The 26630-nt window shown below is 62.6% G+C and carries 26 protein-coding genes and 1 pseudogene; 22 read left to right on the top strand and 5 right to left on the bottom strand.

All coding sequences use genetic code 11. The annotated features are described in order from the left end of the window. Nucleotides 1-115 precede the first annotated feature (115 nt). The gene (locus FJ940_RS04200) at nt 116-487 is read right to left on the bottom strand and encodes a response regulator (protein ID WP_140515210.1); all 372 of its coding nucleotides are present in this window, start codon (nt 485-487) and stop codon (nt 116-118) included. Then, the gene (locus FJ940_RS04195; protein ID WP_140655457.1) at nt 484-3591 is read right to left on the bottom strand and encodes a CheR family methyltransferase; all 3108 of its coding nucleotides are present in this window, start codon (nt 3589-3591) and stop codon (nt 484-486) included. Before FJ940_RS04195 ends, FJ940_RS04200 begins: the two co-directional genes overlap by 4 nt. 268 nt (nt 3592-3859) lie before the next feature. On the opposite strand from FJ940_RS04195, the gene FJ940_RS04190 reads away from it, so the two are divergent. Next, nucleotides 3860-4456, top strand: coding sequence for a response regulator (locus tag FJ940_RS04190; RefSeq protein ID WP_140497422.1), 597 nt, complete (start codon nt 3860-3862; stop codon nt 4454-4456). A gap of 40 nt (nt 4457-4496) precedes the next feature. Here the strand turns inward: FJ940_RS04190 and FJ940_RS04185 are convergent, their stop codons facing one another. Next, nucleotides 4497-4769, bottom strand: a complete 273-nt coding sequence (locus FJ940_RS04185; protein WP_140497420.1) for a hypothetical protein — start codon at nt 4767-4769, stop codon at nt 4497-4499. 216 nt (nt 4770-4985) lie between these two features. On the opposite strand from FJ940_RS04185, the gene FJ940_RS04180 reads away from it, so the two are divergent. The 9 genes from FJ940_RS04180 (at nt 4986) to FJ940_RS04140 (ending at nt 14255) form a co-directional block, all read left to right on the top strand. Beyond that, the gene (locus tag FJ940_RS04180) at nt 4986-6092 is read left to right on the top strand and encodes an SDR family NAD(P)-dependent oxidoreductase (protein ID WP_140628910.1); all 1107 of its coding nucleotides are present in this window, start codon (nt 4986-4988) and stop codon (nt 6090-6092) included. After that, a complete protein-coding gene (locus FJ940_RS04175; protein WP_140561678.1) occupies nt 6089-7168 on the top strand; it encodes an NAD-dependent epimerase/dehydratase family protein in 1080 nt (359 codons plus the stop codon). The genes FJ940_RS04180 and FJ940_RS04175 overlap by 4 nt, the downstream gene beginning before the upstream one ends. Next, a complete protein-coding gene (locus FJ940_RS04170; RefSeq protein ID WP_140497414.1) occupies nt 7165-8457 on the top strand; it encodes a TIGR04295 family B12-binding domain-containing radical SAM protein in 1293 nt (430 codons plus the stop codon). Before FJ940_RS04175 ends, FJ940_RS04170 begins: the two co-directional genes overlap by 4 nt. Next, entirely contained in the window at nt 8442-9542 is a 1101-nt protein-coding gene (locus FJ940_RS04165) for a glycosyltransferase family 4 protein (protein WP_140628907.1), read from the top strand. Before FJ940_RS04170 ends, FJ940_RS04165 begins: the two co-directional genes overlap by 16 nt. A 2-nt stretch (nt 9543-9544) precedes the next feature. Next, nucleotides 9545-10675, top strand: a complete 1131-nt coding sequence (locus FJ940_RS04160) for a glycosyltransferase (RefSeq protein WP_140655454.1) — start codon at nt 9545-9547, stop codon at nt 10673-10675. Further along, complete coding sequence (locus FJ940_RS04155) at nt 10672-11763, top strand: glycosyltransferase (RefSeq protein WP_140655452.1); 1092 nt, start codon at nt 10672-10674, stop codon at nt 11761-11763. Before FJ940_RS04160 ends, FJ940_RS04155 begins: the two co-directional genes overlap by 4 nt. Continuing rightward, nucleotides 11763-12866 carry a glycosyltransferase gene (locus FJ940_RS04150; RefSeq protein WP_140655449.1) on the top strand — a complete coding sequence of 368 codons (1104 nt, stop codon included), beginning with the start codon at nt 11763-11765 and terminating at the stop codon, nt 12864-12866. The genes FJ940_RS04155 and FJ940_RS04150 overlap by 1 nt, the downstream gene beginning before the upstream one ends. Nucleotides 12867-12889: 23 nt before the next feature. Then, nucleotides 12890-13930, top strand: a complete 1041-nt coding sequence (locus FJ940_RS04145; protein ID WP_140497404.1) for a UDP-glucuronic acid decarboxylase family protein — start codon at nt 12890-12892, stop codon at nt 13928-13930. Between the two features lie 139 nt (nt 13931-14069). Next, a complete protein-coding gene (locus tag FJ940_RS04140) occupies nt 14070-14255 on the top strand; it encodes a hypothetical protein (protein ID WP_140497402.1) in 186 nt (61 codons plus the stop codon). Nucleotides 14256-14258: 3 nt separating this feature from the next. Here FJ940_RS04140 and FJ940_RS04135 read toward each other — a convergent pair whose 3' ends face one another. Next, a complete protein-coding gene (locus FJ940_RS04135; protein WP_246670973.1) occupies nt 14259-15698 on the bottom strand; it encodes a hypothetical protein in 1440 nt (479 codons plus the stop codon). A gap of 467 nt (nt 15699-16165) precedes the next feature. On the opposite strand from FJ940_RS04135, the gene FJ940_RS04130 reads away from it, so the two are divergent. The 12 genes and pseudogenes from FJ940_RS04130 (at nt 16166) to FJ940_RS04080 (ending at nt 25908) form a co-directional block, all read left to right on the top strand. Next, nucleotides 16166-17269 (top strand): inositol-3-phosphate synthase, encoded by a 1104-nt coding sequence (locus FJ940_RS04130; RefSeq protein ID WP_140515202.1) that lies wholly within the window; start codon nt 16166-16168, stop codon nt 17267-17269. After that, nucleotides 17266-17862: a histidine phosphatase family protein gene (locus FJ940_RS04125; protein WP_140515201.1), complete on the top strand. Its 597-nt coding sequence runs from the start codon at nt 17266-17268 to the stop codon at nt 17860-17862. Before FJ940_RS04130 ends, FJ940_RS04125 begins: the two co-directional genes overlap by 4 nt. A gap of 14 nt (nt 17863-17876) precedes the next feature. Further along, the gene (locus FJ940_RS04120; protein WP_140497396.1) at nt 17877-18977 is read left to right on the top strand and encodes a glycosyltransferase; all 1101 of its coding nucleotides are present in this window, start codon (nt 17877-17879) and stop codon (nt 18975-18977) included. Beyond that, nucleotides 18977-19774 (top strand): sugar phosphate nucleotidyltransferase, encoded by a 798-nt coding sequence (locus FJ940_RS04115; protein ID WP_140655444.1) that lies wholly within the window; start codon nt 18977-18979, stop codon nt 19772-19774. The genes FJ940_RS04120 and FJ940_RS04115 overlap by 1 nt, the downstream gene beginning before the upstream one ends. Nucleotides 19775-19776: 2 nt before the next feature. Then, nucleotides 19777-20538 carry a TIGR04290 family methyltransferase gene (locus FJ940_RS04110; RefSeq protein WP_140497392.1) on the top strand — a complete coding sequence of 254 codons (762 nt, stop codon included), beginning with the start codon at nt 19777-19779 and terminating at the stop codon, nt 20536-20538. Further along, nucleotides 20531-21457 (top strand): beta-xylosidase, encoded by a 927-nt coding sequence (locus FJ940_RS04105; protein WP_140497390.1) that lies wholly within the window; start codon nt 20531-20533, stop codon nt 21455-21457. Before FJ940_RS04110 ends, FJ940_RS04105 begins: the two co-directional genes overlap by 8 nt. A gap of 7 nt (nt 21458-21464) precedes the next feature. Then, nucleotides 21465-22301 carry a PIG-L family deacetylase gene (locus tag FJ940_RS04100; protein WP_140655441.1) on the top strand — a complete coding sequence of 279 codons (837 nt, stop codon included), beginning with the start codon at nt 21465-21467 and terminating at the stop codon, nt 22299-22301. Next, entirely contained in the window at nt 22298-23362 is a 1065-nt protein-coding gene (locus tag FJ940_RS04095) for a glycosyltransferase family 4 protein (protein ID WP_140623804.1), read from the top strand. Before FJ940_RS04100 ends, FJ940_RS04095 begins: the two co-directional genes overlap by 4 nt. An 8-nt stretch (nt 23363-23370) precedes the next feature. Then, nucleotides 23371-24351 carry a GNAT family N-acetyltransferase gene (locus tag FJ940_RS04090; protein ID WP_181169760.1) on the top strand — a complete coding sequence of 327 codons (981 nt, stop codon included), beginning with the start codon at nt 23371-23373 and terminating at the stop codon, nt 24349-24351. Beyond that, a pseudogene (locus FJ940_RS28665) lies at nt 24296-25138 on the top strand (methyltransferase domain-containing protein); the annotation flags it as partial. The gene FJ940_RS04090 and the pseudogene FJ940_RS28665, both read left to right, overlap by 56 nt. 213 nt (nt 25139-25351) lie before the next feature. After that, a complete protein-coding gene (locus FJ940_RS28660; RefSeq protein ID WP_246670985.1) occupies nt 25352-25570 on the top strand; it encodes a hypothetical protein in 219 nt (72 codons plus the stop codon). Between the two features lie 185 nt (nt 25571-25755). Then, nucleotides 25756-25908, top strand: coding sequence for a hypothetical protein (locus FJ940_RS04080; RefSeq protein WP_181165412.1), 153 nt, complete (start codon nt 25756-25758; stop codon nt 25906-25908). Here FJ940_RS04080 and FJ940_RS04075 read toward each other — a convergent pair whose 3' ends face one another. Next, nucleotides 25909-26472 carry a sigma-70 family RNA polymerase sigma factor gene (locus FJ940_RS04075; protein ID WP_140498076.1) on the bottom strand — a complete coding sequence of 188 codons (564 nt, stop codon included), beginning with the start codon at nt 26470-26472 and terminating at the stop codon, nt 25909-25911. Nucleotides 26473-26630: the final 158 nt, after the last annotated feature.

Here is a 26630-nt window from a genome sequence, read left to right as displayed (position 1 = left end):
CCCCTGGACAATCCCACAGCCAATCGAAATGCCGGTCGTCCCCGTCAGCCCAGCACGACTCCGCGACCGACGGACAAGCCCTTGGACTGATCCTGTGGCGCCCTTCGAGTGCCCGTCAACGCGAAACGTCGCGCAGCGACCCCAGGTCGGCCAGCGCAGCCAGGATAGCTGCTTCAGTCGCCGGCTTGGGCACGAATTTGCAGTCGCGAAAGGATGCCGGTAGGTCGCGCGCGCCAAATCCCGTCATGAGGGCGAAGGGAACACCCTGCGCCTGCAATGTCTCCGCGAGGGGCAGGCTCGTTTCACCGTTCAACTGAATGTCCAGCAACGCCATGTCGATCTTGTCCGAGCCGACGAGACGAAGCGCCGCGGCTACCGAAGGCGCGGGACCGACCACCTGGTAACCGGCGCTACGCAGGACTAACGCGGTGTCTTCCGCGATTAGCCATTCATCCTCGACAACCAGGACGCGCGGTCCGTCGTTCACGACCCCTCCTTCCGGTTAACGGGAAATGCGATCTGAACGTTGAGGCCTTCCTTGCGAAAAACGGTTTCGACATGGCCGCCAAGCCTGTAGCCGATCTCTCCCTGCAGCAGCGTGAGGCCGAAGCCGCTGCCGACGGGTTCATTGACAGGGGGACCGTCCTTCTCGCGCCAGGTAAGCGTAAACATGTCGTCAGCGATCGACCACATCACCACCACCTTGCCACGAGGTTTGGAAAGACCGCCATATTTGGCCGCGTTGGTGGCCAGTTCGTGGACGGCCATGCTAAGGGAAAGGCCCTGTTGCGGTCCAAGTTCTATCTCCTGGCCGTTCAGTTCGAACCGTTCAATGCCAAACGGCTCGAGCTCCTGGTGAAGCAGCTCGCTGACCGAAGCTTCCTTCCAGCTTTTCCGGCTCAATAACCCATAGGCCCGCGACATCGCATGCAAGCGCCCGATCAAGGCTTCCGCGAATTCATCCTTCGACACGGATTTCTCCCGCGTGCGGCTCGCAATGCTGACGATCACCGCCAACATGTTCTTGACCCGGTGGTTGAGCTCAGAGATGAGAACCTGCTGATGTTCTTCCGCCTGAGCCAGAGTGGTGACGTCGACCAGTGTCACGACCACACCCTGAACGCGGTTGCTCTTGTCCCGATAGGGATTGATATGGACCATGTGAAACCGCCCGGCGCTGTCGCGCGCAAGGTGGTGGTTCAGGGTCTCGCCTGTCTCGAACACCTCGGCGATATGCTGCTTCAACTCGGGATACTCCAACTGGCTCGACAGGTCCGTCAGCGGCCGGCCGACGTCGGAGGGTCGCAGACTGAAGAACGACGAAGCCGCGGGCGTGAAGGTCCGCACCACCAGATTGCGATCGAGGAAAATGGTCGCGATCTCCGTGCTTTCGAACAGGTTGCGCAGATCGCTGTTGGCGTGATCGAGTTCCTCGATCTTGTTCGTCAACTCGGCATTGATAGTGTTCAGTTCCTCATTGAGCGACTGCATTTCCTCCTTCGAGGCCTCAAGTTCCTCATTGGTCGACTGGGCCTCCTCGTTGACAGAGACGAGTTCCTCGTTGGACGATTTCACCTCTTCCAGTGCGGTCTCATATTCCTCGATCGTCGATTGCAGGCGCTCCCTCGCATCGCGCAGTTCTCGCTCCAGATCGGCGGTGCTGTCGGTGTCATGGCTGCCGCCTTGGTCTGTGCGGATCTGCGTAGGTCCCGACGGTTCGAACAGGACGAGATAGAGCGGCTCGCCATTGTCGCGTTCCGCCAGCGGCTCAATGGTGAGCTTGATCGGCTGGATCCGCTCATCATCCTCCTCGACCGTGAGATTTTCCCGTATGACGGTCCGGCGCGTCGACGTCGCTTCCCGCAGCGCGGCGCGCAAGTCGAGTCGCAGCCCACGGCGCGCCATTGTCAACAGTTGCCGGCTGGGAATGCCTTGCGGCGCTTCGAGATATTTGCCGGTGCGAGCTGAGTAGTAGACGACATCGCCCTCGGCGTTGACCAGCACATGCGGGGGGGCGAAGCGCTCCAGCACCTGCGCCTCGACCGCCTGGCGTAGGGGATAACCGGCGGCTCCCTTCCTCAAGCCAGTGCTCTCGGACGGGAACGCGCCTGAACGGCCATCGCCGATCAGGGCCGGCAGCCTGACATGCGGCGAGGCATGCTCCCGCGCCTGGAAGATGCGATGTTTCTTGTCGACGGTAGCGAACAGATCGTCGTTCTGTCCGACGCTCTCCGAGGTGCCGAGGAAAAGGTAACCGCCAGGCTTCAGGGCGTAATGAAAAATAGGAATGACCCGGCTCTGAATGGCTGGGCCGAAATAGATCAGCAGGTTGCGGCACGAGACCAGGTCCATGCGTGAGAAAGGCGGGTCGCGAACGACGCTGTGCGGCGAGAAGATGCACAGCTCCCGTATCTCGTTGCTGATGACATAGGTGTCGCCGTCGCCATTGAAAAACCGTTGGCGGCGTTCGGGGGAAAGTCCCTGCAGCAAGGCTTCGGGATAGCGCCCTGCCCGCGCCACCGCCAGCGCCGGTTCGTCGATATCGGTCGCGAATATCTGGATTCGCGGAACGACCGGGAGCTTTTCCACATGTTCGCGTAGCAGGATGCCGATGGAGAACACCTCTTCGCCTGTGGCGCAGCCGGGAATCCACACCCTGATGATGTCGTTGGCGGTCTTGCCTTCGAAGAGTTGCGGTACGATCTTTCGCTCGAGCATTTCGAAGGCCTCGGGATCGCGAAAGAAGCTGGTGACGTTGATCAGCAGGTCGCGAAAAAGGTTCATCACCTCGCGAGGGTCCTTCTGCAGCCATTCCACGTATGCGCCAATGGATTGCATCTGCGCGATCTGCATGCGCCGCTTGATGCGTCGCAGGAACGTCTTGGTCTTGTAGCCCGAGAAATCATGGCCTGAGTGGCTGCGCAGGATGCCGTAGATCTGAGACAGGACCTTTTCCATACCCGCCGTGCGGACGCTATCCTCCTCCGCCAACCCATTCAACGCGTCGAAGCCGCGCGTGAAGGCTTCCAGTTTCGTGCCGATCTCCTCGGCGGGCGCGGCTATATCGATAAGTCCGCTGGTGATGGCGCTCTGCGGCATATCGGGGTTGCGCGGGCCGTAGCCGTCGGAGATCTGCGCGACGGTGAGCCCGCCATGCTCCTTGATCGCCTTGGCGCCCAAGGTTCCATCGGAATCTCCGCCCGACAGGATGACGCCGACGGCATGTTCGCCCTGGTCTTCGGCCAGTGCGCTGAAGAAGATGTCTATGGGTTTGCGCTCCTGGCTGAACCCATTGGGCCGGCGCAGGCGCAGCATTCCCTTGTCGATGGTCATGGTCACGTTCTGCGGCATGACATAGACGTGGTTCGGTTGAACGACCATGCCGTCCGCCGCGATTTCGACCGCCATTTCGGTGTAGCGGCCGACGACCTCGTGCAACAGGCTCTCTCGCTTAGGGCTGAGATGAGTAATGACGACGAACGCCATGCCGGGCTGATCGGTCATCCCCTTGAACAGCCCTTCCATCGCCGGAATCCCGCCGGCGGACGCGCCGACGCCCACGATGGGAAATCTTTTCGCCTGGGCTGTCACTGGAAGTTCCCCTTTCGGCACCTTTGTGCGAAATCACTTATGAGCAGGCTGGACAGCAGGTAAGCATAGGCGCGGCGGAGATACGGAACAAGTCGCGACGGATGGCGTTGAATTTGGAGTTCACGTGTTCAATGACCAAACGTCCATCTGAAACAAAGCTCCCGACGCACATGGAGTCAGCGGCGTGGAATTGCCGGGCTCGTGCCGAAACGCCAGCAGGCTCGGCGACACTGTTTCCACCAGATACTGCTCGAGAAAGGATGACCGGGTGCGCGATCTGCAAGGGGTGCATCTTCTGATCGTCGAAGACGAATGGATGGTAGCCGGAGATCTCGCCCGCTATTTCAGCAATATGGGTGCGATCATCCTGGGACCGGCAGCGACGGTCGAACAAGCATCATTGCACACTGAATCGGCCGAGGCTGCCATCCTCGACGTCAACCTCAACGGGCGACGTGTCTTTCCGATCGCGGACGAACTGATGCGCCGCGGCGTCCCGTTCGTGTTTTTCAGCGGTGACAGCGATATCGCCATTCCCGAACATCTCCGGCATGCCAGCAACCTGCGAAAATCCTCGGGCAGCGGGGCTGTATTCAACGCCCTTTTCCCGCCGCAAGGCCCGGCTGAGGCGAGCGGCTTTGTGCCAAGTTCGCCGGATGACGTGTTTTCGCTCCTGCCCAAGCTCAGGCTTGCGGCACGTCTGTTGCTGGGGGATGTGGAAGCCTCCGACCGGCTTGTCGAAAGGACGCTCGAGCGAGCGATCCGTGACATCGACCAAAGGCGGATCGGCCAGTCCACCGAAGACTGGCTTAACGCCATCATGCGCGATTTGGCAAAGTCCGGCGGCGCAAGGCTTCTGAACTGAGCCGAACCAGGTTTCCGATTGATCGCCAGCCGGCCCTCGGTCAGCCCTTTTGGTCACGCTCGACGAACTTGTTGAAACGGCTGGTTTGCCCGCCGCCGGTGTTGGCCTGGTAAAGAAAAGCCAGACGGTTCTCATCGAATATCCGAAAGAACTCATCCCATTCGACTGGTTCGAATGCCTCCTCGGGCTCGCCGAAATCGATCCGCAGGATGCCGCCCTCGCCCTTGGTTCGCACCACTGCCGGCCGGCCGTTCCGCTCCTCGGCCCATTTGCGAATCTCCTCGTGATTGGTGGTCGTCTGCGATTGCGACATTGAAATCTCCTTTCAGCCAGCTCTCTCGCCGCGCACGCACCGCGGCAACTGTTGAGCGTCCTAACAGCACACGGCAGGCAATGTTCCAGCACCCGTCGCGTGGTGCGATGCGCCTGCTGTCGAATGAAACCGCCAGGAGAACTTTGTTGATGCGCAGGGAACAAAGCTTTTGCCGAGAAGTTGGGGGCGCCGAGGTCACCAGTCCGAGGAGTTGTCGTGAAACGTATACTGGTCACAGGGGGCTGTGGTTTCATTGGTCGCCACGTCGCACAAGAATTCGCCGATCACGGTTATTCGGTTTGCATCCTAGATGCATTGCTGGATCAGGTGCATGGCGGCGAAGCGGTCAACCTTCCCGCTGGAGCCGAACTGATCAAGGGCGACGTGCGCGATCGCGAAGCCGTCACCAAGGCGCTGAAGGGCGTCGACGGGGTGGTTCACCTGGCTGCGGAAGTCGGCGTCGGCCAATCCATGTACGAGATCGCCCGCTATGTCGGCGCCAACGATCTCGGCACTGCAACACTGCTCGAGGTGTTGATCAAGCACCCGGTCGAGCGGATCGTCGTCGCGTCTTCGATGAGCGTCTACGGCGAAGGTCTGTATGCCACGCCCGACGGCCGGCGCGTCGGCAACGCCCGGCGCAAGGCCAACGACCTCAAAGGCGGACAGTGGGATCCCTTGTCGGCGGACGGTGAACCTCTCTCGCCGTTGCCGACAGACGAAGAAAAGCCGATCGATCTCGCCTCCATCTATGCATTGACGAAATATGCCCAGGAACGCGCCGTGCTGATCTTCGGCGAAGCCTATGGCGTCGATGCGGTGGCGCTGCGCCTGTTCAACGTTTTCGGCGCCGGACAGGCGCTTTCAAACCCCTATACCGGCGTGCTGGCCAACTTCGCCTCGCGTCTGGCCAACGGTAAGCGGCCGATGATCTTCGAAGATGGCCAGCAGAAGCGCGATTTCGTTCATGTACGTGACGTCGCCCGCGCCTTTCGCCTGGCACTGGAGCAACGCCAGGCAAAAGGCCACGTCATCAACATCGGAAGCGGCCGGGCTTATGCGATCCGCGATGTCGCGCGGCTGCTGGCCGAGGCCATGGGAACGCCGGACCGCTCGCCCGAGCTGCTCGGCAAAGCGCGTTCCGGTGACATTCGCAACTGCTTCGCCGACATTTCCAAGGCGCGCGAACTGCTGGGTTTCGAACCAGGGCGGCAGTTGGAGAATTCCCTCGGCGACTTCGTTTCCTGGGTGCGCAACACGATTGCCATCGATCGCGGCGCCGACATGAAACGCGAGCTCGAAGAACGCGGGCTGGTGTCATGAAGCCGGGTAGACGCAATCGTCGCGAAGCACCTGTCGCCATCGTCGGCGGCAGCGGCTTCATCGGGTCCAATCTCGCCGACAGCCTGTTGTCGGACGGCGAGCCGGTGCTGGTGATCGACAATCTCAGTCGCCCCGGTGTCGAACAGAACCTTGAATGGTTGTCGCACAAGCATGGAAGCCGCCTCACCGTGGAAACTGTCGATGTGCGCGACGCCAACGCCTTGGCTTCGGCCCTCACGGGGTCGAAAGCCATATTCCACCTGGCCGCGCAGACCGCCGTTACCACCAGCCTGGTTCGGCCGGGCGAGGATTTCGACATTAACCTTAGGGGAACTTTCAACGTCCTGGAGGCGGCGCGACAGAGCGGCGAACGCATCCCGGTGATCTTCGCCAGCACCAACAAGGTGTACGGCAGCCTCCCCGACATCGCAGTTCGCCCGGAGGGCGAGCGCTATGTGCCCTGCCACCCTGCGATCCGCACCGAGGGTATCGGCGAGGGCCGCAGCCTGGACTTTTGCACACCCTATGGCTGCTCCAAAGGCGCGGCCGACCAGTACGTGCTCGACTACGCCAAGTCCTATGGCTTGCCGACGGCGGTCCTGCGGATGAGCTGCATCTACGGTCCGCGCCAGTTCGGAACGGAGGACCAGGGCTGGGTTGCGCACTTCCTGCTTTGCGCGCTTTCGGGGCGGCCGATAACCATTTACGGCGACGGCAGGCAGGTGCGCGACATCCTGCACGTCTCCGATGCGGTTGCAGCCTACAGGGCCGTGCTCGACCGGATCGAGACGATCACGGGCCAGGCGTTCAATCTCGGCGGCGGACCGAAAAATGCGCTCAGCCTGCGCATGCTGTTGAGCGAGATCGGTACCCTGACGGATCGAGCACTGTCGATCCGTTATGAGGCAGAGCGGACGGGCGACCAGCCCTTCTTCGTCGCCGATACCAGGAAGATGCAAACCACGCTTGGCTGGACGGCGCATGTTTCGTGGCGCGAAGGCATCCGCGACCTCGCCGAATGGTTGCAGCGTCACCGGCTCGAACCCCACGCCGAAGCCGAGAGGTACGTCGCATGAAAATCGCGTTGGTCAACCCATTCTGGACCTACGACGACAGCATCTATTTCGGCTGCCGCCAACCGCATCTACCCCTGGAACTCGGCTACTCGAAAGCCTTGCTCGAACGGGCTGGCCATGAGGTTCTGATGCTGGACGGACAGCTTCAGAAGCTTGACAATTCCAGCCTTTCCGAACGGGTGGCCGAGTTCGCGCCGGCAATGACGGTCGTCACCACCGCGCCGACCTATCTGTTCTGGCGCTGCGCGCCGCCGGAATTGCGCGTGCCGGCCGATTTTCTCAACCGCCTTGCCGGGCGGGGCGGGCGCACCGTCGCGGTCGGGCCGCATGGCTCGGCGACACCGGCGCCAACGCTGCGCAAGCTCGGCGTCGACATCATCGTGCGCGGCGAATGCGAGGAGGTCGTGGCCGACCTTGCACGGCGCGATGATTGGAGTGCGGTGTCGTCAACCGCCTACTTTAGCGAAGCAAGGCTGATCTCGAACGGCGGCGTCCACGCCAGTTCGTTCATCGACCATCCGCCGCTCGAATGGCCATCGGACTGGATCGCCGCGCACGCGCACCACCATCACAGGTTCGACGACCACCAGGTGGGGTTCGGCGCGGAAGTCGAGGCGTCGCGCGGCTGCCCTTACAATTGCAGCTTCTGCGCCAAGATGGATTTCCGCGATGCCTATCGCCGCCGAAATCACGAGGCGGTCGTGACGGAAATAGACCGGCTGATCGCCCAAGGTGTCGGCTATATCTACTTCATCGACGAGATTTTCCTGCCGCAGAAAGCCTTGCTGGAGGCACTGGTCGACCGTGACGTGAAATTCGGCGTACAGACCCGCATCGACCTGTGGAAGCCCGAACTGCTGGAATTGCTTGGCGCGGCCGGTTGCGTGTCAATCGAAGCGGGCCTCGAAAGCCTGACAGTGGAGGGCCGGGCCATGCTGGCCAAGCGCTGCCGCCTGGGCACGGAGGAACTCGCCGCGCTGCTCGTCGATGCAAGACGCCATGTTCCGTTCGTCCAGGCCAATCTGATCGGCGTGGTCGAAGATGACCCTGCCCTGGTCGACTACTGGCGAAACCACCTGATCGACAACGGGGTATGGGCCAATGAGCCGGTACCGCTCTATCCCTACCCGAGTTCGCCCAGCTATCGCGAGCTTTGGGGCGAGCCCGATGACATCGCGTGGGAGCGCGCGCATGAACACTATCTCGCCTCGTTCCAAAAATTCAGCGACATCCAGGAGAAGCGCCCGCGTCCGCTGGCGGAACTGGAGGCGACATGTTGCGGACACTGACCCCGCGTTCGCGGCGCATCTTGATGACGGTCGATGCCGTGGGCGGCGTGTGGCGGTACGCGCTTGATCTGGCGCGGGAATTCGTGGATGGCGGGGACAGCGTTTTGCTCGCCGGTCTCGGTCCGGAACCATCCACGCAACAGGCCGAAGAAGCACAGTCCTTGGCGACACTGAGCTGGCTGAACACGCCGCCGGACTGGATGACCCGCAATGCCAGCGACCTCGATGCGTTGCCGGGGGAGCTGCATGCGCCCATTCGTGACCACGCCATCGACCTTGTTCATCTCAATGCGCCGACGCAGGCAGTGGGGCTCGATGCGCCCTGCCCTGTCGTGGTGGTCTCGCATTCCTGCGTGGTCACATGGTTCCATGCCGTCAAGGGACAGGCGGTGGACAGAGCATGGGACTGGCAGAGGCAGCGCAACAGGCGCGGCTTCGACAGGGCCGACGCCGTCATCGCGCCGAGCCACAGCCACGCCGGCATGCTCGAAACCTGCTATGGACAAATCGCGCATCTTAATGTCGTCGCCAACGGCGCCCGCCCGGTAGCGAAAGCCGAAAAGCGTCAACCGCTCGTCTTCGCCGCCGCCCGCTGGTGGGATGAAGCCAAGAACGCCGCGGTGATCGACCAGGCCGCGTCGATAACGCAATGGCCCGTCTTTGCAGCCGGTTCCACGCTAGGTCCGGACGGCCAGCGCGCCGGCTTCAGCCATGCCGTCGCTCTCGGAGCGCTACCGCATGATGAGATGCGCTCCCTGATGGCACGCGCCGGAATCTTCGTGTCGCCATCGCTCTACGAGCCGTTCGGCCTGGCGACGCTGGAAGCGGCCATGTCGGCGACGCCGCTGGTTCTATCCGACATCGCCACCTACCGCGAGTTATGGGACGGGGCCGCGTTATTCTACGACGCGCGCGACCCGCACGACCTCGCCGCCTGCATCAACCGTCTCTCCGCGGATGCGCAGCACAGGCGGGAGCTCGGACGGGCAGCCCTGCGCCGGAGCCGCAGGTTTTCGCTGGCGAGGCAGGCAACGGCCATGCGCGACGTCTACGACAAAGCGGCCCTAGCGATGGCGGAGCGCTGATCATGCGCTTTCTGTTTTATACCCATTCGGTCGTTTCCGACTGGAACCACGGCAACGCACATTTCCTGCGCGGCGTCATGCGGGAGCTGGTCGCGCGCCAGCATCAGGCGATCGCGCTGGAGCCGGCGGACGGCTGGAGCCGCTCGAATCTGCTGGCCGAGAAGGGCTCCTTCGCCATCGAGCGCTTCAGGAACGATTTCCCCGAGCTGATGCCGGTGACCTACGATGCCGGCTTCGACCACGAGGCCTGGATCGCCGATGCGGACGTGGTGGTCGTCCATGAATGGACCGAGCCGGACCTCGTCGCGCGCCTTGGTCGCGCCAGGGCCAACGGCGGCAACTTTATCCTCCTGTTTCACGACACCCACCACCGCGCCGTGTCGGCGACCGAGGCGATCTCGGCGCTCCGGCTGGAGCATTACGACGGCGTCCTCGCCTTTGGCGAAGCCCTGCGCGAGAGCTACCTGCGCGCCGGGTGGGGCAAACGCGTCTTCACCTGGCACGAGGCGGCTGACGACCGCCTGTTCAGACCGCATCCTGAGATCCGCCCGACCTCCGATCTGATCTGGATTGGAAACTGGGGCGACGACGAGCGTACCGCGGAGCTCAAGGAATTTCTGATCGAGCCGGTGCACGAACTCGGCCTCGATGCCACCGTTCATGGCGTGCGCTACCCCAGGCAGGCGCTCGCCGATCTCGCAGCCGCCGGCCTGCGCCATGAAGGCTGGATCGCCAATGCCGACGTGCCGAAGGCGTTCGCAGCGCATCGTGTCACGGTGCATGTTCCGCGCCGCCCCTATCGGGAAGGCCTGCCCGGCATTCCGACCATCCGCGTGTTCGAGGCGCTCGCCTGCGGCATTCCGCTGATTTCGGCCCCGTGGTCCGACACCGAGCAACTGTTCAGGCCAGGCGTCGATTTCCTGTTCGCGGACAATGGCTCCCAGATGCGGCGACACCTCTGGGCCGTACTCGGCGACGCGGATTTCGCTGCCTCCCTGGCGGCGTCTGGTCTCGAGACCATCCGCCTGCGGCACACATGCCGGCACCGCGTGGACGAGTTGTTCGGCGTGCTCGCCGAATGCGGACCTCAACACATCACCAATCCGACCGCCGCAAAGGAAGCTGCTGAATGAAGATCGCTTTTTATGGATCGAGCCTGTTGTCGTCCTACTGGAACGGCGCCGCTACCTATTACCGTGGGTTGCTCAAGGGGCTTTCCCAACTCGGCTACGAAATCACCTTCTATGAACCTGACGTCTATGACCGCCGGAACAACCGCGACATCGAGGCGCCGGATTGGTGCGCCGTCGTCGTGTACGAGGCGACCCAGCACGCGCTGATGCAGGTGGCGGCGTGCGCCGCCGAGGCGGATATCGTCGTCAAGGCGAGCGGCGTCGGTTTCGAGGATGAGGCGCTGCTGCGCGCCGTGCTCGATCACGCGCGTCCTGACGCGCTCGTCGTGTTCTGGGACGTGGATGCTCCGGCGACGCTCGGCCAATTGCGCGATGAACCGGACCATCCGCTGCATGCCGCGCTGCGGCAAATCGATCTTGTGTTGACCTATGGCGGCGGCGACCCCGTGGTCTGGGCCTATCGCGCCATGGGAGCGAAGGAATGCGTGCCGATCTACAATGCGCTCGATCCTGAAACGCATTATCCAGTCGCCAGTCAGGCGCGTTTTGCTTGCGACCTCGCTTTCCTCGGAAACCGGCTGCCGGACCGTGAGGCGCGCGTCGAGGCGTTTTTTCTCGATCCGGCCAGCCGTTTGCAGGAGCAGCGTTTCCTGCTTGGCGGATCGGGCTGGGGCGACAAGCCGCTTCCCGGCAATGTCAGTTGGCTCGGCCACGTCGGCACCCGCGACCACAACGCCTTCAACGTCACCCCGAAGGCCGTGTTGAACATCAGCCGCGACAGCATGGCCGCAAACGGCTTTTCGCCCGCCACCCGGGTTTTCGAGGCGGCGGGCGCCGGTGCCTGCCTCATCACGGATGCGTGGCTGGGCGTCGAACTGTTCCTGAAACCCGGCGAGGAGATCCTGGTCGCGCGCGACGGCGGCGATGTCGCCGAAATCATGCGCACCTTGACCCCCAATCGGGCAAAGGCGATCGGCGCGTCCGCGCTGCGCCGCGTCCGCGGTGAACATACCTACGCCATGAGAGCGGCCGTGACCGATACGGTCTTGAGGCGGCACTTCGAGCGCGGGACCGTGGAGGCGGCGTAATGACCAAGCGGCTCAACATCGTCTTTCTCGGCCTGTCCCTCTCCTCGTCCTGGGGAAACGGCCACGCCACGACATTTCGAGGCCTGCTGAAAGGCCTGCATGAACTCGGTCACCGCGTGACCTTCCTGGAGCGCAACGTGCCGTGGTATGCCAATCACCGCGACTTGCGCGATCCCGATTTCTGCACTCTGCGCTACTACGAAACGACGCAGGAGTTACAACAGGACTGGGCACGACGCCTGCAACAGGCCGATGTCGTGGTCGTCGGGTCCTTCGTTCCGGAGGGGCGCGCGGTCATCGACATTGCCGCGGCGCTCTGCAAAGGGGCGCTCTGCTTTTATGACATCGACACGCCGGTGACCCTGGCAAAGCTTTCGACGGATGAATGCGACTATCTTAGTCGGCGCCAGATTCCGTATTTCGATGTCTATTTCTCCTTCACCGGCGGGCCGACGCTTGGCCGACTGGCGCAGGATTTCGGTGCGCGCCGTGCCGAACCGCTCTACTGTTCGGTCGATCCGCAACGGCATCACCGAACCGCCGACCCAGTCGGCTGGGACCTCGGTTATCTCGGCACCTACAGCACCGACCGGCAGGCAACGCTCAACGCGCTGTTGCTCGAGCCCGCACGGCGCATGCCGGAGCGCCGTTTCGTCGTCGCCGGCTCGCAATATCCGTCCGACATCGTCTGGCCTGAGAATGTCGAACGAATCGAACATTTGCCGCCGGCCGACCATGCCGCATTCTATAGCCGCCAGCGCTACACGCTGAACGTCACGCGCAGATCGATGATCGCCGCCGGATGGTCGCCCAGCGTACGGCTTTTCGAGGCTGCCGCTTGCGGCACGCCGATTATCAGCGATCGCTGGCCGGGTCTCGACAGCTTCTTTCCTGCTTCGGCGATCCGCACGGCCGACAAGGCGGATGACATCGTCGATATCCTGCTCAGGGAATCCGAGCGCGCCCGGCTCGCCATGGCCGGCCGGGCGCGCGAACTCGTCCTGGCAGCACATACCGGTGCGGCCAGGGCCCGCGAATTCGTGTCGCTGCTGACACGACCGAGAGCGGCGATGATCGATCTCGATATCGGAACCGCAGCATGACTGAAAGACAGGAGAAAACAGCGATGCGGCAAACAAGAAAAGCGCGAAGGGCGAAGACAGTGCTTGTCGCCGGCGGCGCGGGTTTCCTCGGCTCGCATCTTTGCGAAACGTTGTTCCGCAACGGCTGGCGTGTGATCTGCGTCGACAATTTCCTTACCGGCCGCATGGACAACATCGTCTCGATCATGGACCAGCCGCGCTTCCGGCTGATCGAGCAGGATATCTGCCGGCCGCTGAACCTCGGCGAGCCGGTCGATCGCGTTTTCAACCTGGCATGCGCTGCTTCGCCGCCGCGCTACCAGGCCGATCCGATACACACGACACGCACCTGCGTCATCGGAACGCTCAACCTGCTCGAACTCGCCGCCCGCAACAATGCGCGATTCCTGCAGGCGTCGACAAGTGAAGTTTATGGCGACCCGGAACAACATCCGCAACGGGAAGACTATGTTGGCCATGTGAACTTCACCGGCCCGCGCGCCTGCTACGACGAAGGCAAGCGCACCGCCGAAACGCTTTGCTTCGATTATCTGAGAGCAGCAAAAGCCGATATTCGCGTGGCTCGCATCTTCAATACCTACGGTCCCAGGATGGACCCCGCCGACGGCCGCATCGTCTCGAACCTGATCATGCAGGCGCTTGAGAAGCGCTCGATGACGATATTCGGTGATGGGTTGCAGACAAGGTCCTTCTGCTACGTCTCCGATCTGATCGAAGGTATGATGCGCCTGATGGATCTCGACCCCAATCCCGGAAAACCTGTCAACCTGGGCAATCCCGGAGAATTCACCATCATGCGACTGGCATCCATGGTGAGAGACATGACCGGAACCAAATCGGATCTGAAATTCCTGCCCTTGCCGCAAGACGATCCCCGCCGGAGGCAGCCCGACATCTCGCGTGCGAAGGCGCTGCTCGGCTGGACGCCGAAAGTGCCGCTCAGGCAAGGGCTGATGCAGACGATCGGATACTTCTCCAATCTCGAAACCAGCGGGATCGACGGCCGGATGACAGCTATTGCGACAAACGCAAGATCGGGCAGGTTGCAGAACCTTCCGGCCTGAGGCCAGGCCGCCGCAGCCACGTGTTCCGGTATGACCGCTCAAGCACGGTCATGCCTCCTGCCGCACTTTTGCGGATTGCGCGGAACATCCTGGCAAGCTCGGGGTTTGACGATGAGATCCCGCTATGGAGAACGGACCTGTGCAACCCAAACGATCCGCAAAGGATATCGAGCAGATTGCGGAAAGAGAGACGGCTGCCTTTCTGCGACGGGCCTCCATCACCTATCTCGAGTGCTGCGTCAGCCTAATGATGACGCATCTGCAGCGCGAGGAAGTGGCCACCATTCTCGAACGCGAAGCGGACATGCTGCGGAGACTGGACTGATCGTCACGGCCCGGACCTCTCCAGGAAGCGTAGCAGCCCTTTCTTGTACCGCGTTGCCGCAGCTACCAGCCTTGGCTTCTCCGGGCCATGCTCGGATCGGGCAGCAACGTCCCAGAGTCCCAGTTGAAACGCCAGGTAGCAAGGTTCGAGACAGTCAATGAGGCCGGTATCGATATTGAGCCGCTCCCCGGCTTCCATGCGGTGGACCAACGTCGCTAGCTCGCTGTCGGAAAATCCATATTCGACGCAAGCGCCGGCAATATCCCACTCTATGGGCTGGCAGCCGATCAAATCATGTCCCCGGCAGTGATCGACGGCATCCGTCTTGATCAACGTCCCGTCGGCACAAACGAGAAACTCCCACGGGTGAAGCCTTCCGTCGATCTCGACCCGTGGCAGCGCTTGCGCAGGGGCACGCTTCGAGAACCAGTTCCGCAGCTCCGCCGCGCGCCGCTCACCCAGGGCTTCGGCGCCATTGTGGACGGCCATCTCAGCGAGTTCCGGCAATCCAGCACCCAGTTCCGGAGTTCTGAGATTGGCCGCACGCCAAGCGAGATAGTGTGCGAGCTCCGCGACAAGCCTGTCTCTGGACAGGTTTACCTGATCCATTGTCTTTCCCTCGACCCACCGTTCAACCAGAAAACCGTGACAAAGCCCGACGATCTGCGGTCCGAAGCCGGCTTCGTGCAGCATCTCCGCGGTTTGCATCTTGCGCTGCCCGGTTTGACCGAGGCCGGCAAATTTGACGAGCCACCGATCGCGTCCCGCGGACGCCAGGAATTTTCGCCGCTCGATGCCGCGTTGACTCGGCGGCCAGAGCCTCTCCTCGGCGTAGTGGAGGTTTCGCCACTCTCCAGCGGATATTTCGGTCAGGGCCAATTGCGGGCTGCCGGCAGCCTCCGCCACCCAATCGCGTAGCGTCGGCATTTGCGCGCCGCCCGGGAAGGTGCGTTCGAAGGCCCGCGCCACATGTTTGCGGCAACCCGACCATGTCTCACGAACCTCCTTAGAGGCTTCGGCACCTGGGCCGCCGGAATGGCTGGGGAACAGGTGAATGCGATCCCTATCGATGCCCAGCCGCCGCAGCCATGCGACGACGGCATGCATCGAACTGCCCGACAGGCCGGGGCCCTCGTCGACGACAGCGAAGCAAGCCGAGGGCTTGTCCCTCCAGGCGCTGATCAATTCCGGGTCGGCGTTGACATACCTGCGGAAAGGATGGCCGATCGGGCGCACGCTGATGGGTACCGGCGCGTCGATCGCCGCGGCGACCAGGGCGGCAAGCCCGAGGCCAATGCTGCGGATGCCGATGACGCATGTATTCGCGTCGAGGCCTGATGCCCGCGCCGCGCCGAGATAGCTTTCAGGATAGAGCGCATAATGCGCGTATCCCTCGGCCGTGCCGGTAAGAACCTTGCCCCGGCAGTCGAGCGCGGCCAGCATATGCCTCAGCATGGGATCGACGGCGCCGGTCACTGTGAAGCCGCTTCGCCAGGACCTCGCCACTTCCGCCGCAAGGCCGACCAGCAGCTTGGCACCTTGCCGCTGCCTCGGCGAAGGGGTGTCCCCGCCGCGGGCCTCGAACTCGACGTCGGCCAGTGCCTGGACCAGTTCCGAGACCTTGACGAACAACCCTACCAGCGCAGCGTGGCGTTGAATGCCGCAGGGCCTGCAATCGAGGCTTTCAGCCATTTCGCTTGCAGCCTCGCGAAGCTGTCGCGCGTCTTCCGTTCGTTTGTGGTCGCCGTAGACGATCATCCACCGATTCCAAGCTCGCCGTGCGCCAACGCGGCATGCGCGGCTTTGATCCATCCTGCCGCGCGCAATTTTTCCACATGCCAAGGAACATTCCGGCAAGCTGACGGTTCGGGCCCAGGAACTTACCTTGGACAGCACAGGACGGCAGTTTCGTGGGATCGAAGAAAGTTCGTGTCGGTATCGTCGGTGTAGGCAATTGCGCATCCTCCCTGGTGCAAGGCCTTTCCTATTACCGAGACGCAAAAGGCAACGAGCCGATCCCCGGGCTGATGCACGCCGATCTCGGCGGGTACCACGTCGATGACATCGAGGTCGTCTGTGCGTTCGACGTCGCCAAGGGCAAGGTCGGGTGCGACGTGGCCGAAGCGATCTACAGCGCCCCGAACAACACGTTCCGTTTTGCCGATGCGGTTGCAACCGGGGTTCGCGTGGAGCGTGGCCCCACGTTGGACGGCATCGGCAAATATCTGCGCACGGAAATCGAGGAAGCGCCGGAGCCGGTTGCCAATGTCAGCGAAATCCTGCGGAACAGCGGTGCCGATGTGCTCGTCTCGTACCTGCCGGTGGGGTCGGAGGAAGCGACGCGCTTTTATGCCGAATGCGCCCTCGAGGCCGGCTGCGCCTTCGTCAACTGCATACCGGTTTTCATCGCGTCACGGCCCGAATGGCGCCTGCGTTTCGAGGAACGCGGGCTGCCGCTGGTCGGCGACGATATCAAGAGCCAGGTCGGCGCGACAATCGTGCATCGGTTGCTGGCCAATCTCTTCCGCGAGCGCGGCGTCCGCATCGACCGCACTTATCAGTTGAACTTCGGCGGCAACACCGATTTCCTCAACATGCTGGAACGCGAGCGGCTGGAATCGAAGAAGATCTCGAAGACGCAGTCCGTGACCAGCCAGTTCGATGTTCCCCTGGAGCCGGGCAACATTCATGTCGGCCCCAGTGACCATGTGCCATGGCTCACCGATCGCAAATGGGCCTACATCCGGGTTGAAGGCACGACCTTCGGTGGAGTGCCGCTCAACGCCGAACTCAAGCTGGAAGTCTGGGATTCGCCCAATTCGGCCGGCGTGGTCATCGACGCCGTGCGCTGCGCCAAGCTGGCGCTTGACCGCGGCATCGCCGGCGCGCTGACCGGTCCGTGCAGCTATTTCATGAAGTCTCCGCCTGAGCAGTTCACCGATGCCGAAGCTCGGCAGCGCACGCTCGCATTCATCACAGGCAGGGACGAGCCTATGCTCGATGCCGCGGAATGACGACGACCTTCTTCCTGATCCGGCACGCGGCACACGACAATGTCGGCTCCTATCTGGCCGGACGGATGGGCGGAGTTCGCCTTGGCGAATCCGGCAGGGCTCAGGCGGCGCATCTTGGCCGCCGCATGGCCCGCGAGCCGATTGCCGCTATCTGGTGCAGCCCACGCGAGCGCACGCAGGAAACCGCCAAGCCGATCGCGACTGCCTGTAATGTCGGCGAAATCGCGATCTGCGCCGAACTCGACGAGATCGACTTCGGCATCTGGTCGGGAAAGACGTTCGAGGAGCTGAACGGCGATGCCGGCTGGCAGGCGTGGAACAGCCGGCGGCAGGAAGCAAGCACCCCAAGCGGCGAAACCATGCTGGATGTCCAACAGCGTATCGTCTCGCTGATGGATCAGGCTCGCGAGCGGCATCAGAATCAATGCGTCGCGCTGATCAGCCATGCCGACGTGATCAAGGCAGCCATCTGCCATGTGCTTGGTCTGCCCGTCGGCGACAGTTTTCGCTTCGATATCGACCCCGCCTCAATCACGACGATCGTGTCCGGAGACTGGGGAGCAAAGCTCATCCGTCTGAACGAACTTGCCTGACGAGGACTTGCCGGATGCAGATGGTCATTTTCGGTCTCACCGTCACGTCTTCATGGGGAAACGGCCACGCCACCCTGTGGCGTGGCCTGATCCGCGCGCTGGCCCGGCACGGCTGGTCCATCACCTTTTTCGAGCGCAACACCCCCTACTATGCCGGTGCGCGGGACCTCGATCAACTGGATGGCGGCAATATCGTGCTCTACCCCGACTGGGAGGACATCCGGAGGGTCGCGGAGCAGACGATCAAGCAATCCGACGTCGTCATCATTACCTCCTACTGTCCCGACGCCGTGGACGCTTCGCGCCTGGCGCAGCAGGCATGCCGCGGGCTGCGCGTCTTTTACGACTTGGACACTCCGGTCACTCTGGCGCGCCTCGATCAAGGTGAACGCCCACCCTATTTCGGGCCCGAGGGCCTTGCCGATTTCGATCTCGTCCTGAGTTACACGGGCGGCTCGGCAATCGATGCACTCAAGTCGGTCCTCGGTGCACGCCACGTGGTGCCGCTCTATGGCCACGTCGATCCCGACCAACACCGGCCGGCAGTACCTAGGCCGGAATTTGCGGGCGATCTGTCCTATCTCGGGACCTATGCGGCAGATCGCCAGGCCGGCGTCGAGAAACTGCTGGTCCGTCCGGCCGCACTCCTGCCTGACCACCGCTTCATCATCGGCGGTGCACAATATCCACAGGAATTCCCGTGGAGCGACAACATCTTCTTCGTCAGGCATCTTCCGCCGGCAGATCATCCAGCCTTCTTTTCGTCGTCCCGCCTGACGCTGAATGTGACGCGCGAGGCGATGGCGCAAAAGGGGTGGTGCCCTTCGGGCCGGCTGTTCGAAGCAGCGGCATGCGGCGTGCCGATCGTCACCGACACCTGGCCGGGCCTCAGCAGTTTCTTCGAACCCGGTAGCGAGATCCTGCTGGCGTACGACACAGACGACGTAATCGCGGCGCTCAAACTGCCATCGCACGAGCTCGATGCAATTCGAAGCCGTGCGCGTGAACGGGTTCTGGACGAACACACATCCACGCGGCGCGCGGCGGAACTGGATCGCATCCTGAACGAAGCCTTGCAGAGGTCGGCCGGCGAACCGATGAAGGAAGCAGTCTGATGTTGGGCATCGTGCCCGCTGCCGGACGCGGCAGCCGCATTCAACCGCTCGGCTTCTCGAAAGAGCTGCTGCCGGTCGGGAGCCGGATCGATGGACAGACAGAGCGCCCATGTGCCGTAAGCGAGTACCTGGTGCGGCGGATGGTGCGCGCCGGCGTCGACAAGGTCTGTTTCATCATCGGATCGGGTAAATCCGACATTCTCGAATACTATGCCGCGGGCTACGGAGCGGCGACCGCTCTGTTCGTGGTACAACCCAACCCTGTTGGCCTTTGCGACGCCATCTTCCGGGCAGCACCCCTCGTCGCACCGGACGAGACGGTGTTGATCGGGCTTCCCGATACGATCTGGTTTCCCGAAGACGGCTTCTGCCGTCTGCCGTACGACCGGCTGTCATTCCTGCTCTTCCCGGTGGATCGGCCGGAATTCTTCGATGCCGTGGTTCTCGACGAGGAGGGCCGGGTGCGGGAAATCCAGGTCAAGCGGCAGGACGCGGCGACGAACTGGATATGGGGCGCGTTCAAGATGCCGGGCCATGTCCTGCACCAGCTCGCGGCACTCTGGCGCGAGCGGGATTGCTATGACGAATATATCGGCACGTTGATCAACGCCTACCTGACGGCGGGCGGTCAGGCGTATGGGGTGAAGGCAGGGGCCGCCTACGTCGATGTCGGCACTTTCAACGGTTATCGCGCGGCCCTTCGGCTGCTCGACGACGATGCTGCGTCCAAACAGCACCGGCCCACGATGATCGCGCCTACTGCACATTCGCATGCCGTTCCGGGCGAAGGAGCTTAGCCATGCTGCATTCCCATGCTGAAATCCAACGCCGTATCGATGCCCTCGGCCCATGGTTCCACAACATGGAACTGGCCGGCGTCGAAACTGCTCCGGACCATTTTCTCGGTAACTACCCGCTGGTCAAATGGCGCAAGTTCGCCTATGCCATTCCAGCCGACCTGTCCGGCAAGTCCGTGCTCGATATCGGCTGCAATGCCGGTTTCTATTCCATCGAAATGAAACGGCGCGGCGCCGGTCGCGTCCTCGGCATCGATTTCGACGAGGCCTATCTGGCACAGGCGCGCTTTGCCGCCGAGATCGCGGACTGCGACATCGAGTTCCAGAAGCTTTCGGTTTATGACGTCGGCGCCCTGCGCGAGACATTCGACATCGTGCTGTTCATGGGGGTTCTTTACCACCTGCGCCATCCCCTGCTCGCGCTCGACCTGATCCGCGGGCATGTCGCCGGCGACCTGATGATCTTCCAGTCCATGCAACGCGGCAGCGCCGATCTGCCTGCGCTTGAGCAGAATTATCATTTCTGGACGCACGACCTGTTCGAGCGGCCGGAATTTCCGAAACTGCATTTCATCGAACATCGATATGCCGACGATCCGACCAATTGGTGGATTCCCAACCGCGCCTGCACCGAAGCGATGTTGCGCAGCGCCGGCTTCGAGATTTTTTTGCACCCCGAGCAGGAGGTTTATTTTTGCCGTTCCGCCGGCGATCCGGCCGGCGGCGGCGCCGTCTACCCGTCGAAAGGACAGATCCATGATTGAAGCCGCGATGATCTGGAACGAGCCCAACAACAAATCGCATTGGGATCCCGAGCTCGACCCCGATTGGAGCCGCTTCGCCGCCATGGCAATGTTGTCGGCGGATGCGATAGCGTCCGAGAACCCGGCCCTGACCAAGGTGCTCGGCGGCATCTCTCCGATCGACCCCGGCTTCGTCACGCGCATGAAGGAACTCAGATTGCTGGACCACGTTGATGCCGTCGCGGTGCATGGCTTTCCGCTCGACTGGAACCTGTGGCAGATCCAGGAATGGCCACAGAAGATCGGTGAGATCGCGGCCGTCACCGATCTCCCGATCTGGGTCAGCGAAGTTGGCGTATCGACCTTCGGCGCCGACGAGATCCAGGTCTGGGGCCTCAGGCGCACCGCTGAATTGCTGCTCGGCAACGCTCCGCGCATCCAGTGGTACAGCCTTTATGATCTCCCGCGCGAATGGGAAGCAACAACGCGCCATCGCGAAGCGGAAGGCTCCTCCTACTATCGTCACTTCCATATGGGGCTGCTGCGCCAGGACGGCACGCCAAAACCGGCACTGGAGGAATTCCTGCGCCATACGCCCGAGATGGGGCTGGTGCAGTGGTTTCATTTCGAGGACCCGCGGCTGGACGACGCCGTCGCCTGGATGAAGCGGCTCGGGGTCACCAATATGCGGACCGGACTTTCCTGGGCCGACAGTTTCAGGCCGAATGCATTGAACTGGTTCGACCGACAGATGGAAGCGCTCGCCGATTTCGACGTGACCGTCACCTTCTGCTTCACGCCAGAGCATCGCGGGATGATGCCTCACCACACCAGTCCGCCGCTGGTGCCGGAGGAATTCGCCGAATTCTGTGCAACCATGATCCGCCGCTACGCGCCCGGCGTGGCTTCCACGTCGAAGCGGCGAGCCTCGGCAGCGTGAGGCCCCCATGCATCAACCGTCGGCAACCCTGGGCGAATTCGCGGCCCTGTTGACGGGCAGTGACGCAGCACATGGCTCCGCCATCATGGTCGTCGTCGCGCATCCGGACGACGAGACGATCGGCATCGGCGGGCATCTTGCCGGACTGCGGTCATGCCGCATCGTCCATGTCACGGACGGAGCACCACGCGATCTTGCCGACGCGCAAGCGCATGGTTTCGAGACATGGCAGGACTATGCCGATGCCCGCCGTGCGGAACTGACGGAAGCCTTGGCCGCGGCCGGCATATCGCCATCGGGCCTGACCGCTCTTGGCTATCCCGACAAGGAGGCTGCGGCGAATCTCGTGGCGCTCGCGCAGGAACTCGCCTGCCTTGTTTGCGAACCCGACATCCGCTTCGTCTGCACACATCCTTTCGAGGGAGGCCATCCCGACCACGACGCGACCGCTTTCGCCGTTCACGCGGCCTGCCATCTTCTGCGCCGTGACCGCCGGCCCGTGCCCACCGTCATCGAAATGGCCTTTTATTCGGCTGGCCCGGACGGCCCGGTATTTCAGGATTTCGCCAGCGGCACCGGCAGTGATTGCATAGAGGTCTGCCTGACCGAAGCGGCCTTTCAGCAAAAGCAGCGCATGCTGGCCAGCCACCTGACGCAGCAGCGGACGCTGGCGCCGTTCTCGACCCGCACCGAGCGTTTCCGGCTGGCGCCGACCTATGATTTCCTGAAGCTGCCCAACGATGGCAGGCTCTACTATGAATCGCTGCCGCTGGGCTTCGAGCCCGGCACCTGGCTGCATGCAAGCGCCCGTGCTCACGAGGCGCTCCGGCTCGACCGGCCATGACGCTCACAGTGCTCAATGTTGCCTATCCTCTCGCGCCGGTGGGACCGAACGCCGTTGGCGGCGCCGAGCAGGTGCTGTCAATGCTCGATCAGGCCCTGACCCGCGCCGGTCACCGATCCATCGTCATCGGCTGCCAGGGTTCCAGTGCAAGCGGCATTCTGGTGGAAACGCCCGCCGAAGCCGGCGTGCTCGACCAGTCAGCAAAAAACCGGGCACAGGAGTCCCATCGCGCCGCGATCGCCGCTGCCCGCGCCCAATGGCCGATCGACGTGGTTCACCTGCATGGCATCGACTTCGACGCCTACCTGCCTGCCGACGGTCCGACCCTGGTGACGCTTCACCTGCCGCTCGACTGGTACCCGGCCGGGGCGCTGCGCCCAGGGCGCGACGATCTCTGGCTTCACGCCGTCTCGTCAGCCCAGCAAAGAACCGCACCGCCGGACGCAAGCTTGGTTGCCCCGATCCCGAATGGTGTCGATATCGACGCGCTGAACCAGCCGCGGCCCAGGGGCGACTTCGCCGTCGTGCTCAGCCGCATCTGCCCGGAAAAGGGCATACACCTGGCATTGGATGCCGCCAGGCAGGCTGATGTGCCGCTGGTCATCGGCGGGCGGGTCTATCCTTACGAGACGCATACCCAGTACTTTCGCGATGAGGTCGAACCTCGCCTCGATCGTCGGCGCCGCTTCCTCGGTCCGCTCGGCTTCATCGCCAAGCGGCGCTTGCTCAATGCAGCACGCTGCCTGGTCGTTCCGAGCCTCGCCGCCGAGACCAGTTCGCTGGTCGCGATGGAAGCACTCGCCTGCGGCACACCGGTGATCGCCTTTCCAAATGGTGCGCTTCCCGAAGTGGTCGAGCACGGCAAGACCGGCTTTATCGTCAACAATGTCGACGAGATGGCGCAAGCAATTGTCGCGGCACCCAGCCTTGATGCCGAGACGTGCCGAAGCGAGGCGCGCCGGCGGTTTTCGCTCGAGCGCATGGTCTCGTCCTACATGAGCGCCTATCTGGCGCTGGCCCGGCTCGGCGCCGACCGCAGGCGTCTCGCCGCGGTGCGGTGAAAGAGCAGATGCTGCGCAGCGAGATCATCGGCGATCCAGAGCAATTGCATGCACTGGCGCCGCACTGGTGGAACCTGTGGGAGCAGAGTTCGTCGGCGACGCCCTTTCAATGTCCCGCCTGGCTGCTGCCGTGGTGGCGCACATTCGCTCCGGGGGAGCTGGCGACGGTCGCCATCTGGCGCGGCAACGATCTGGTGGGCCTGGCGCCGCTCTATCTCGAACATGGCACGGAAGGCTCGAAACTGCTTCCGATCGGCATTTCCCTCAGCGACTATCTGGACGTGCTGTGTGTGCCCGGCAGCGAGGCCCAGGTCGCCACTGCCCTTGCAGAGAAGATACTCTCGATCGAGTGGTCGCAGTGGATCCTGCCGGATCTGCCGCAAGGCAGTGCCGGTCTGGCGATCGAACATCCCGAATTGAAAGCCGATGGACTGGTCGGCCACGCCGTTTGTCCCGTGCTTGCCACCGACGGCGATGAAACGCTGGCGGGCTGCGTCCCTGCCCGGCGCAGACGCCAGTTGCGCCGGGCGCGCCGCGCCGCATCCAGACGCGGCCGGGTCGAGTTGTCGCCGGCACGAGGCGATCCTCAACTGTTCCTCGACCACCTGATAGGCCTGCACGGCGCGCGCTGGGCCGGAAACGGAGGCGGCGTGCTGGCCGACCCCGCCGTCGAGCAATTCCACAGGTGCTCGCTTCCCCTGCTCGACGCTCGAGATCTGACCCGACGCTGGGTGCTCGCCATCGACGGCAAGCCAATCGGCGCCTACTACGGATTTCACCATCGCGGCCGTGCCTATGCCTATCTTGGCGGTTTCGATCCTGCCTATGCCGAGGAAAGTCCAGGCGCGATCCTGGTCGGCCACGCAATCGCCGAATCGATCCGCGAAGGTGCGCGCGAGTTCGACTTCCTGCGCGGCCAGGAGCCGTACAAATATGGCTGGGGCGCTGGCGACAGGTGGACGATGCGAAGGACTTGGACGCGGAAATGAGACCATGGTTTCGATGGAACCAACATCCGTGCGCCGCCGGATAGCGGTCAGGCTGGCGGTCGAGGACTGTATGGCGGACGCTGTCAGTGCCGAGGCCGTCATCGCCAGGCTGGCGCTGCATCTCCACCCAGGCATCGGGGCAGTCGAATTGGCGGAGATCGTGGCGGAGATCGATCCGGTCGATACTCGAGACAGGGAAAGGCTCCAGCAGATAGCCGGGCTGCTTCGCCGCGGATCGGAGGTTTTTGCCACGTTGCAGAAAACGGGTTCTGCCGTTCGTCACGAACGCGACGACGACGAGACGGATGCAGATGTCGTGACGCGGCTGGCCTCGGGCTTTGATGCCGCGGCAGCGATTTCCCGGGTGGCGAGTGTCCAGTTGGCTTCCCTTGGCGATGAGGAAAGGCTGGCAGCCACGACCGACGAAATCGTTGCATGGCTGACAGCGCAAGACTTCACCGGTGCTGGACGCAACATTCTGGACATCGGTTGCGGCATCGGGCGTTTCGAACGCGCGCTGTCGGCATCCTGTGGGCGGGTCGTCGGTATCGACATATCGTCGAGGATGGTCTCGATCGCCCGTGAGCAATGCGCAGCGCTTGGCAATGTAGAGTTGCGGCGGACCTCAGGCCTGGATCTGGCGGAGTTCGGCGACGCGAGTTTCGACTGCGTTCTGGCGGTCGACAGTTTCCCCTATCTGGTGCTAGCCGGCGTGGCGGAGCGGCATTTCGGCGAAATTGCGCGCGTCCTCAAAAGGCCGGGCAGGCTGGCCTTGCTGAACTACTCATATCGCGAATCACTGTTTTTGGACCGCTCCGATATCCGTCACCTGGCGCAACGTCACGGATTGCAGGTCGTCATCGATGGCGAAAAAGCGTTTCGGCTGTGGGACGGCGACGCCTTCCTGCTTGCCGGCGTGACGGAACATTACCAGCCAATGCCAGTTCGGGCGTCGAACACAGCGACGCTGAAGAGCGGCGCCAATTCGAAGGAGGACAGCATGGCATCCGGCAGCAAGAAACATATCGGCCGTGGCAGCCACGGCAAAGGGGCCGGCGCCGGAGCAATGACCGAACTGGCCAAGGACAAGATCGAAGAGAATGCCGTTTTATCCAACAGGGACAAGAAGCAGCACAGCGAGGAACGCGGCCTGGACGGCAATCAGATCAAGTCCGATCAATATCAGGATCATGCCGCAAATCGATTGCTGAAGGACTGAAAGCGCCGCAGTGGATCTGTGACCTCGGCAATCGAGAGTGGAAGAAAAACCTGTGCAAGGGCTGCCGGCAACGGTTTCGGCACCGGGCATCTCCTTGTAATGGCGGTTGCTTGTCATCACAATAGGATGACGGACTGCCATCCATCCAGCCAGGGAATACGATGTCTCGTTCGAGCGATGATAGAATGGACCCGCGCGCAGGAATGGCGATGGATCAGGAGATTGCCTCTCTGCTGATCGCGATCGAGCAGGAAAAGGTTCCTGATCGCTTGACCAGACTGGCGATCGAACTGCAAAACGCGCTCCTTGCGAAACGCCGGCGCGACATAAAGAACTGACTATCTGCGGCTGTCGGCATCGATATCGATCTGCCCGTCCGACAGATGATTTCGTCTTTCCATCAGCGTCTGCAGCGAACTCTCCCCCAGGAACTCAAGAACGGCGGCGCGGGCACGGTTGAGCCGGCTTTTGACCGTTCCCACCGCACAGCCACATATCTCGGCCGTCTCCTCATAGCTGACACCTAGGACGCCGATCAGCATCAGCACCTCGCGCTGGTGTTCAGGGAGCCTCTGGATGGCGCCGTGAACTTCCTTGCTCTGAACGGTCCATTCCTGTGTGGCTTCCGAAATCGGCCTCGAGGACGCGCAGTCGAGCAGGCCAGGCGCTTCCCTGGCCGCGACCTTGACCCGGGTGTAGTAGGTGTTGCGCATGATCGTGAAGAGCCACGACTTCATGCGCGTGCCGGGTTCGAACTTGTCGATGTTGGCAAGGCCCTTCGTCAACGTTTCCTGCACCAGATCGTCGGCATCGTCGGGAATACGGCAGAAGGTGCGCGCGAAAGCCCGTAGCGCGGGTATCAGGTCAACGATGGAAACTTCATGGGTTTCCTGGTCGGCCAAAAGATAGCCTTCGCCTGACAATGGTCCAGCTCCCAGAAAGAAGTATGAATGCAGACCCCAGCTAAATGCATGGACGTTTGTATCGTTCCGGGCGTTGAAGACAACTCTCCAGAAAATTCTGATGCGGCCGAACGATCCTGCTGCGGCCGCGCCCCCCT

This window comes from Mesorhizobium sp. B2-3-7 (genome assembly GCF_006442695.1).
In the GTDB taxonomy this organism is placed as follows: domain Bacteria; phylum Pseudomonadota; class Alphaproteobacteria; order Rhizobiales; family Rhizobiaceae; genus Mesorhizobium.
The sequence above is the reverse complement of the archived record's forward strand: the minus strand, read 5'-3'. Positions and strand labels throughout refer to the sequence as shown.

Excerpts from the sequence above, each read along its gene's own strand:
- FJ940_RS04185 (WP_140497420.1), bottom strand. The coding sequence starts at position 4,769 with ATGTCGCAATCGCAGACGACCACCAATCACGAGGAGATTCGCAAATGG.
- FJ940_RS04175 (WP_140561678.1), top strand. The coding sequence starts at position 6,089 with ATGAAGCCGGGTAGACGCAATCGTCGCGAAGCACCTGTCGCCATCGTC.
- FJ940_RS04170 (WP_140497414.1), top strand. The coding sequence starts at position 7,165 with ATGAAAATCGCGTTGGTCAACCCATTCTGGACCTACGACGACAGCATC.
- FJ940_RS04165 (WP_140628907.1), top strand. The coding sequence starts at position 8,442 with ATGTTGCGGACACTGACCCCGCGTTCGCGGCGCATCTTGATGACGGTC.
- FJ940_RS04160 (WP_140655454.1), top strand. The coding sequence starts at position 9,545 with ATGCGCTTTCTGTTTTATACCCATTCGGTCGTTTCCGACTGGAACCAC.
- FJ940_RS04155 (WP_140655452.1), top strand. The coding sequence starts at position 10,672 with ATGAAGATCGCTTTTTATGGATCGAGCCTGTTGTCGTCCTACTGGAAC.
- FJ940_RS04150 (WP_140655449.1), top strand. The coding sequence starts at position 11,763 with ATGACCAAGCGGCTCAACATCGTCTTTCTCGGCCTGTCCCTCTCCTCG.
- FJ940_RS04145 (WP_140497404.1), top strand. The coding sequence starts at position 12,890 with ATGCGGCAAACAAGAAAAGCGCGAAGGGCGAAGACAGTGCTTGTCGCC.
- FJ940_RS04135 (WP_246670973.1), bottom strand. The coding sequence starts at position 15,698 with ATGCTGGCCGCGCTCGACTGCCGGGGCAAGGTTCTTACCGGCACGGCC.
- FJ940_RS04125 (WP_140515201.1), top strand. The coding sequence starts at position 17,266 with ATGACGACGACCTTCTTCCTGATCCGGCACGCGGCACACGACAATGTC.
- FJ940_RS04120 (WP_140497396.1), top strand. The coding sequence starts at position 17,877 with ATGCAGATGGTCATTTTCGGTCTCACCGTCACGTCTTCATGGGGAAAC.
- FJ940_RS04115 (WP_140655444.1), top strand. The coding sequence starts at position 18,977 with ATGTTGGGCATCGTGCCCGCTGCCGGACGCGGCAGCCGCATTCAACCG.
- FJ940_RS04110 (WP_140497392.1), top strand. The coding sequence starts at position 19,777 with ATGCTGCATTCCCATGCTGAAATCCAACGCCGTATCGATGCCCTCGGC.
- FJ940_RS04105 (WP_140497390.1), top strand. The coding sequence starts at position 20,531 with ATGATTGAAGCCGCGATGATCTGGAACGAGCCCAACAACAAATCGCAT.
- FJ940_RS04100 (WP_140655441.1), top strand. The coding sequence starts at position 21,465 with ATGCATCAACCGTCGGCAACCCTGGGCGAATTCGCGGCCCTGTTGACG.
- FJ940_RS04095 (WP_140623804.1), top strand. The coding sequence starts at position 22,298 with ATGACGCTCACAGTGCTCAATGTTGCCTATCCTCTCGCGCCGGTGGGA.
- FJ940_RS04090 (WP_181169760.1), top strand. The coding sequence starts at position 23,371 with ATGCTGCGCAGCGAGATCATCGGCGATCCAGAGCAATTGCATGCACTG.
- FJ940_RS28660 (WP_246670985.1), top strand. The coding sequence starts at position 25,352 with ATGGCATCCGGCAGCAAGAAACATATCGGCCGTGGCAGCCACGGCAAA.
- FJ940_RS04080 (WP_181165412.1), top strand. The coding sequence starts at position 25,756 with ATGGACCCGCGCGCAGGAATGGCGATGGATCAGGAGATTGCCTCTCTG.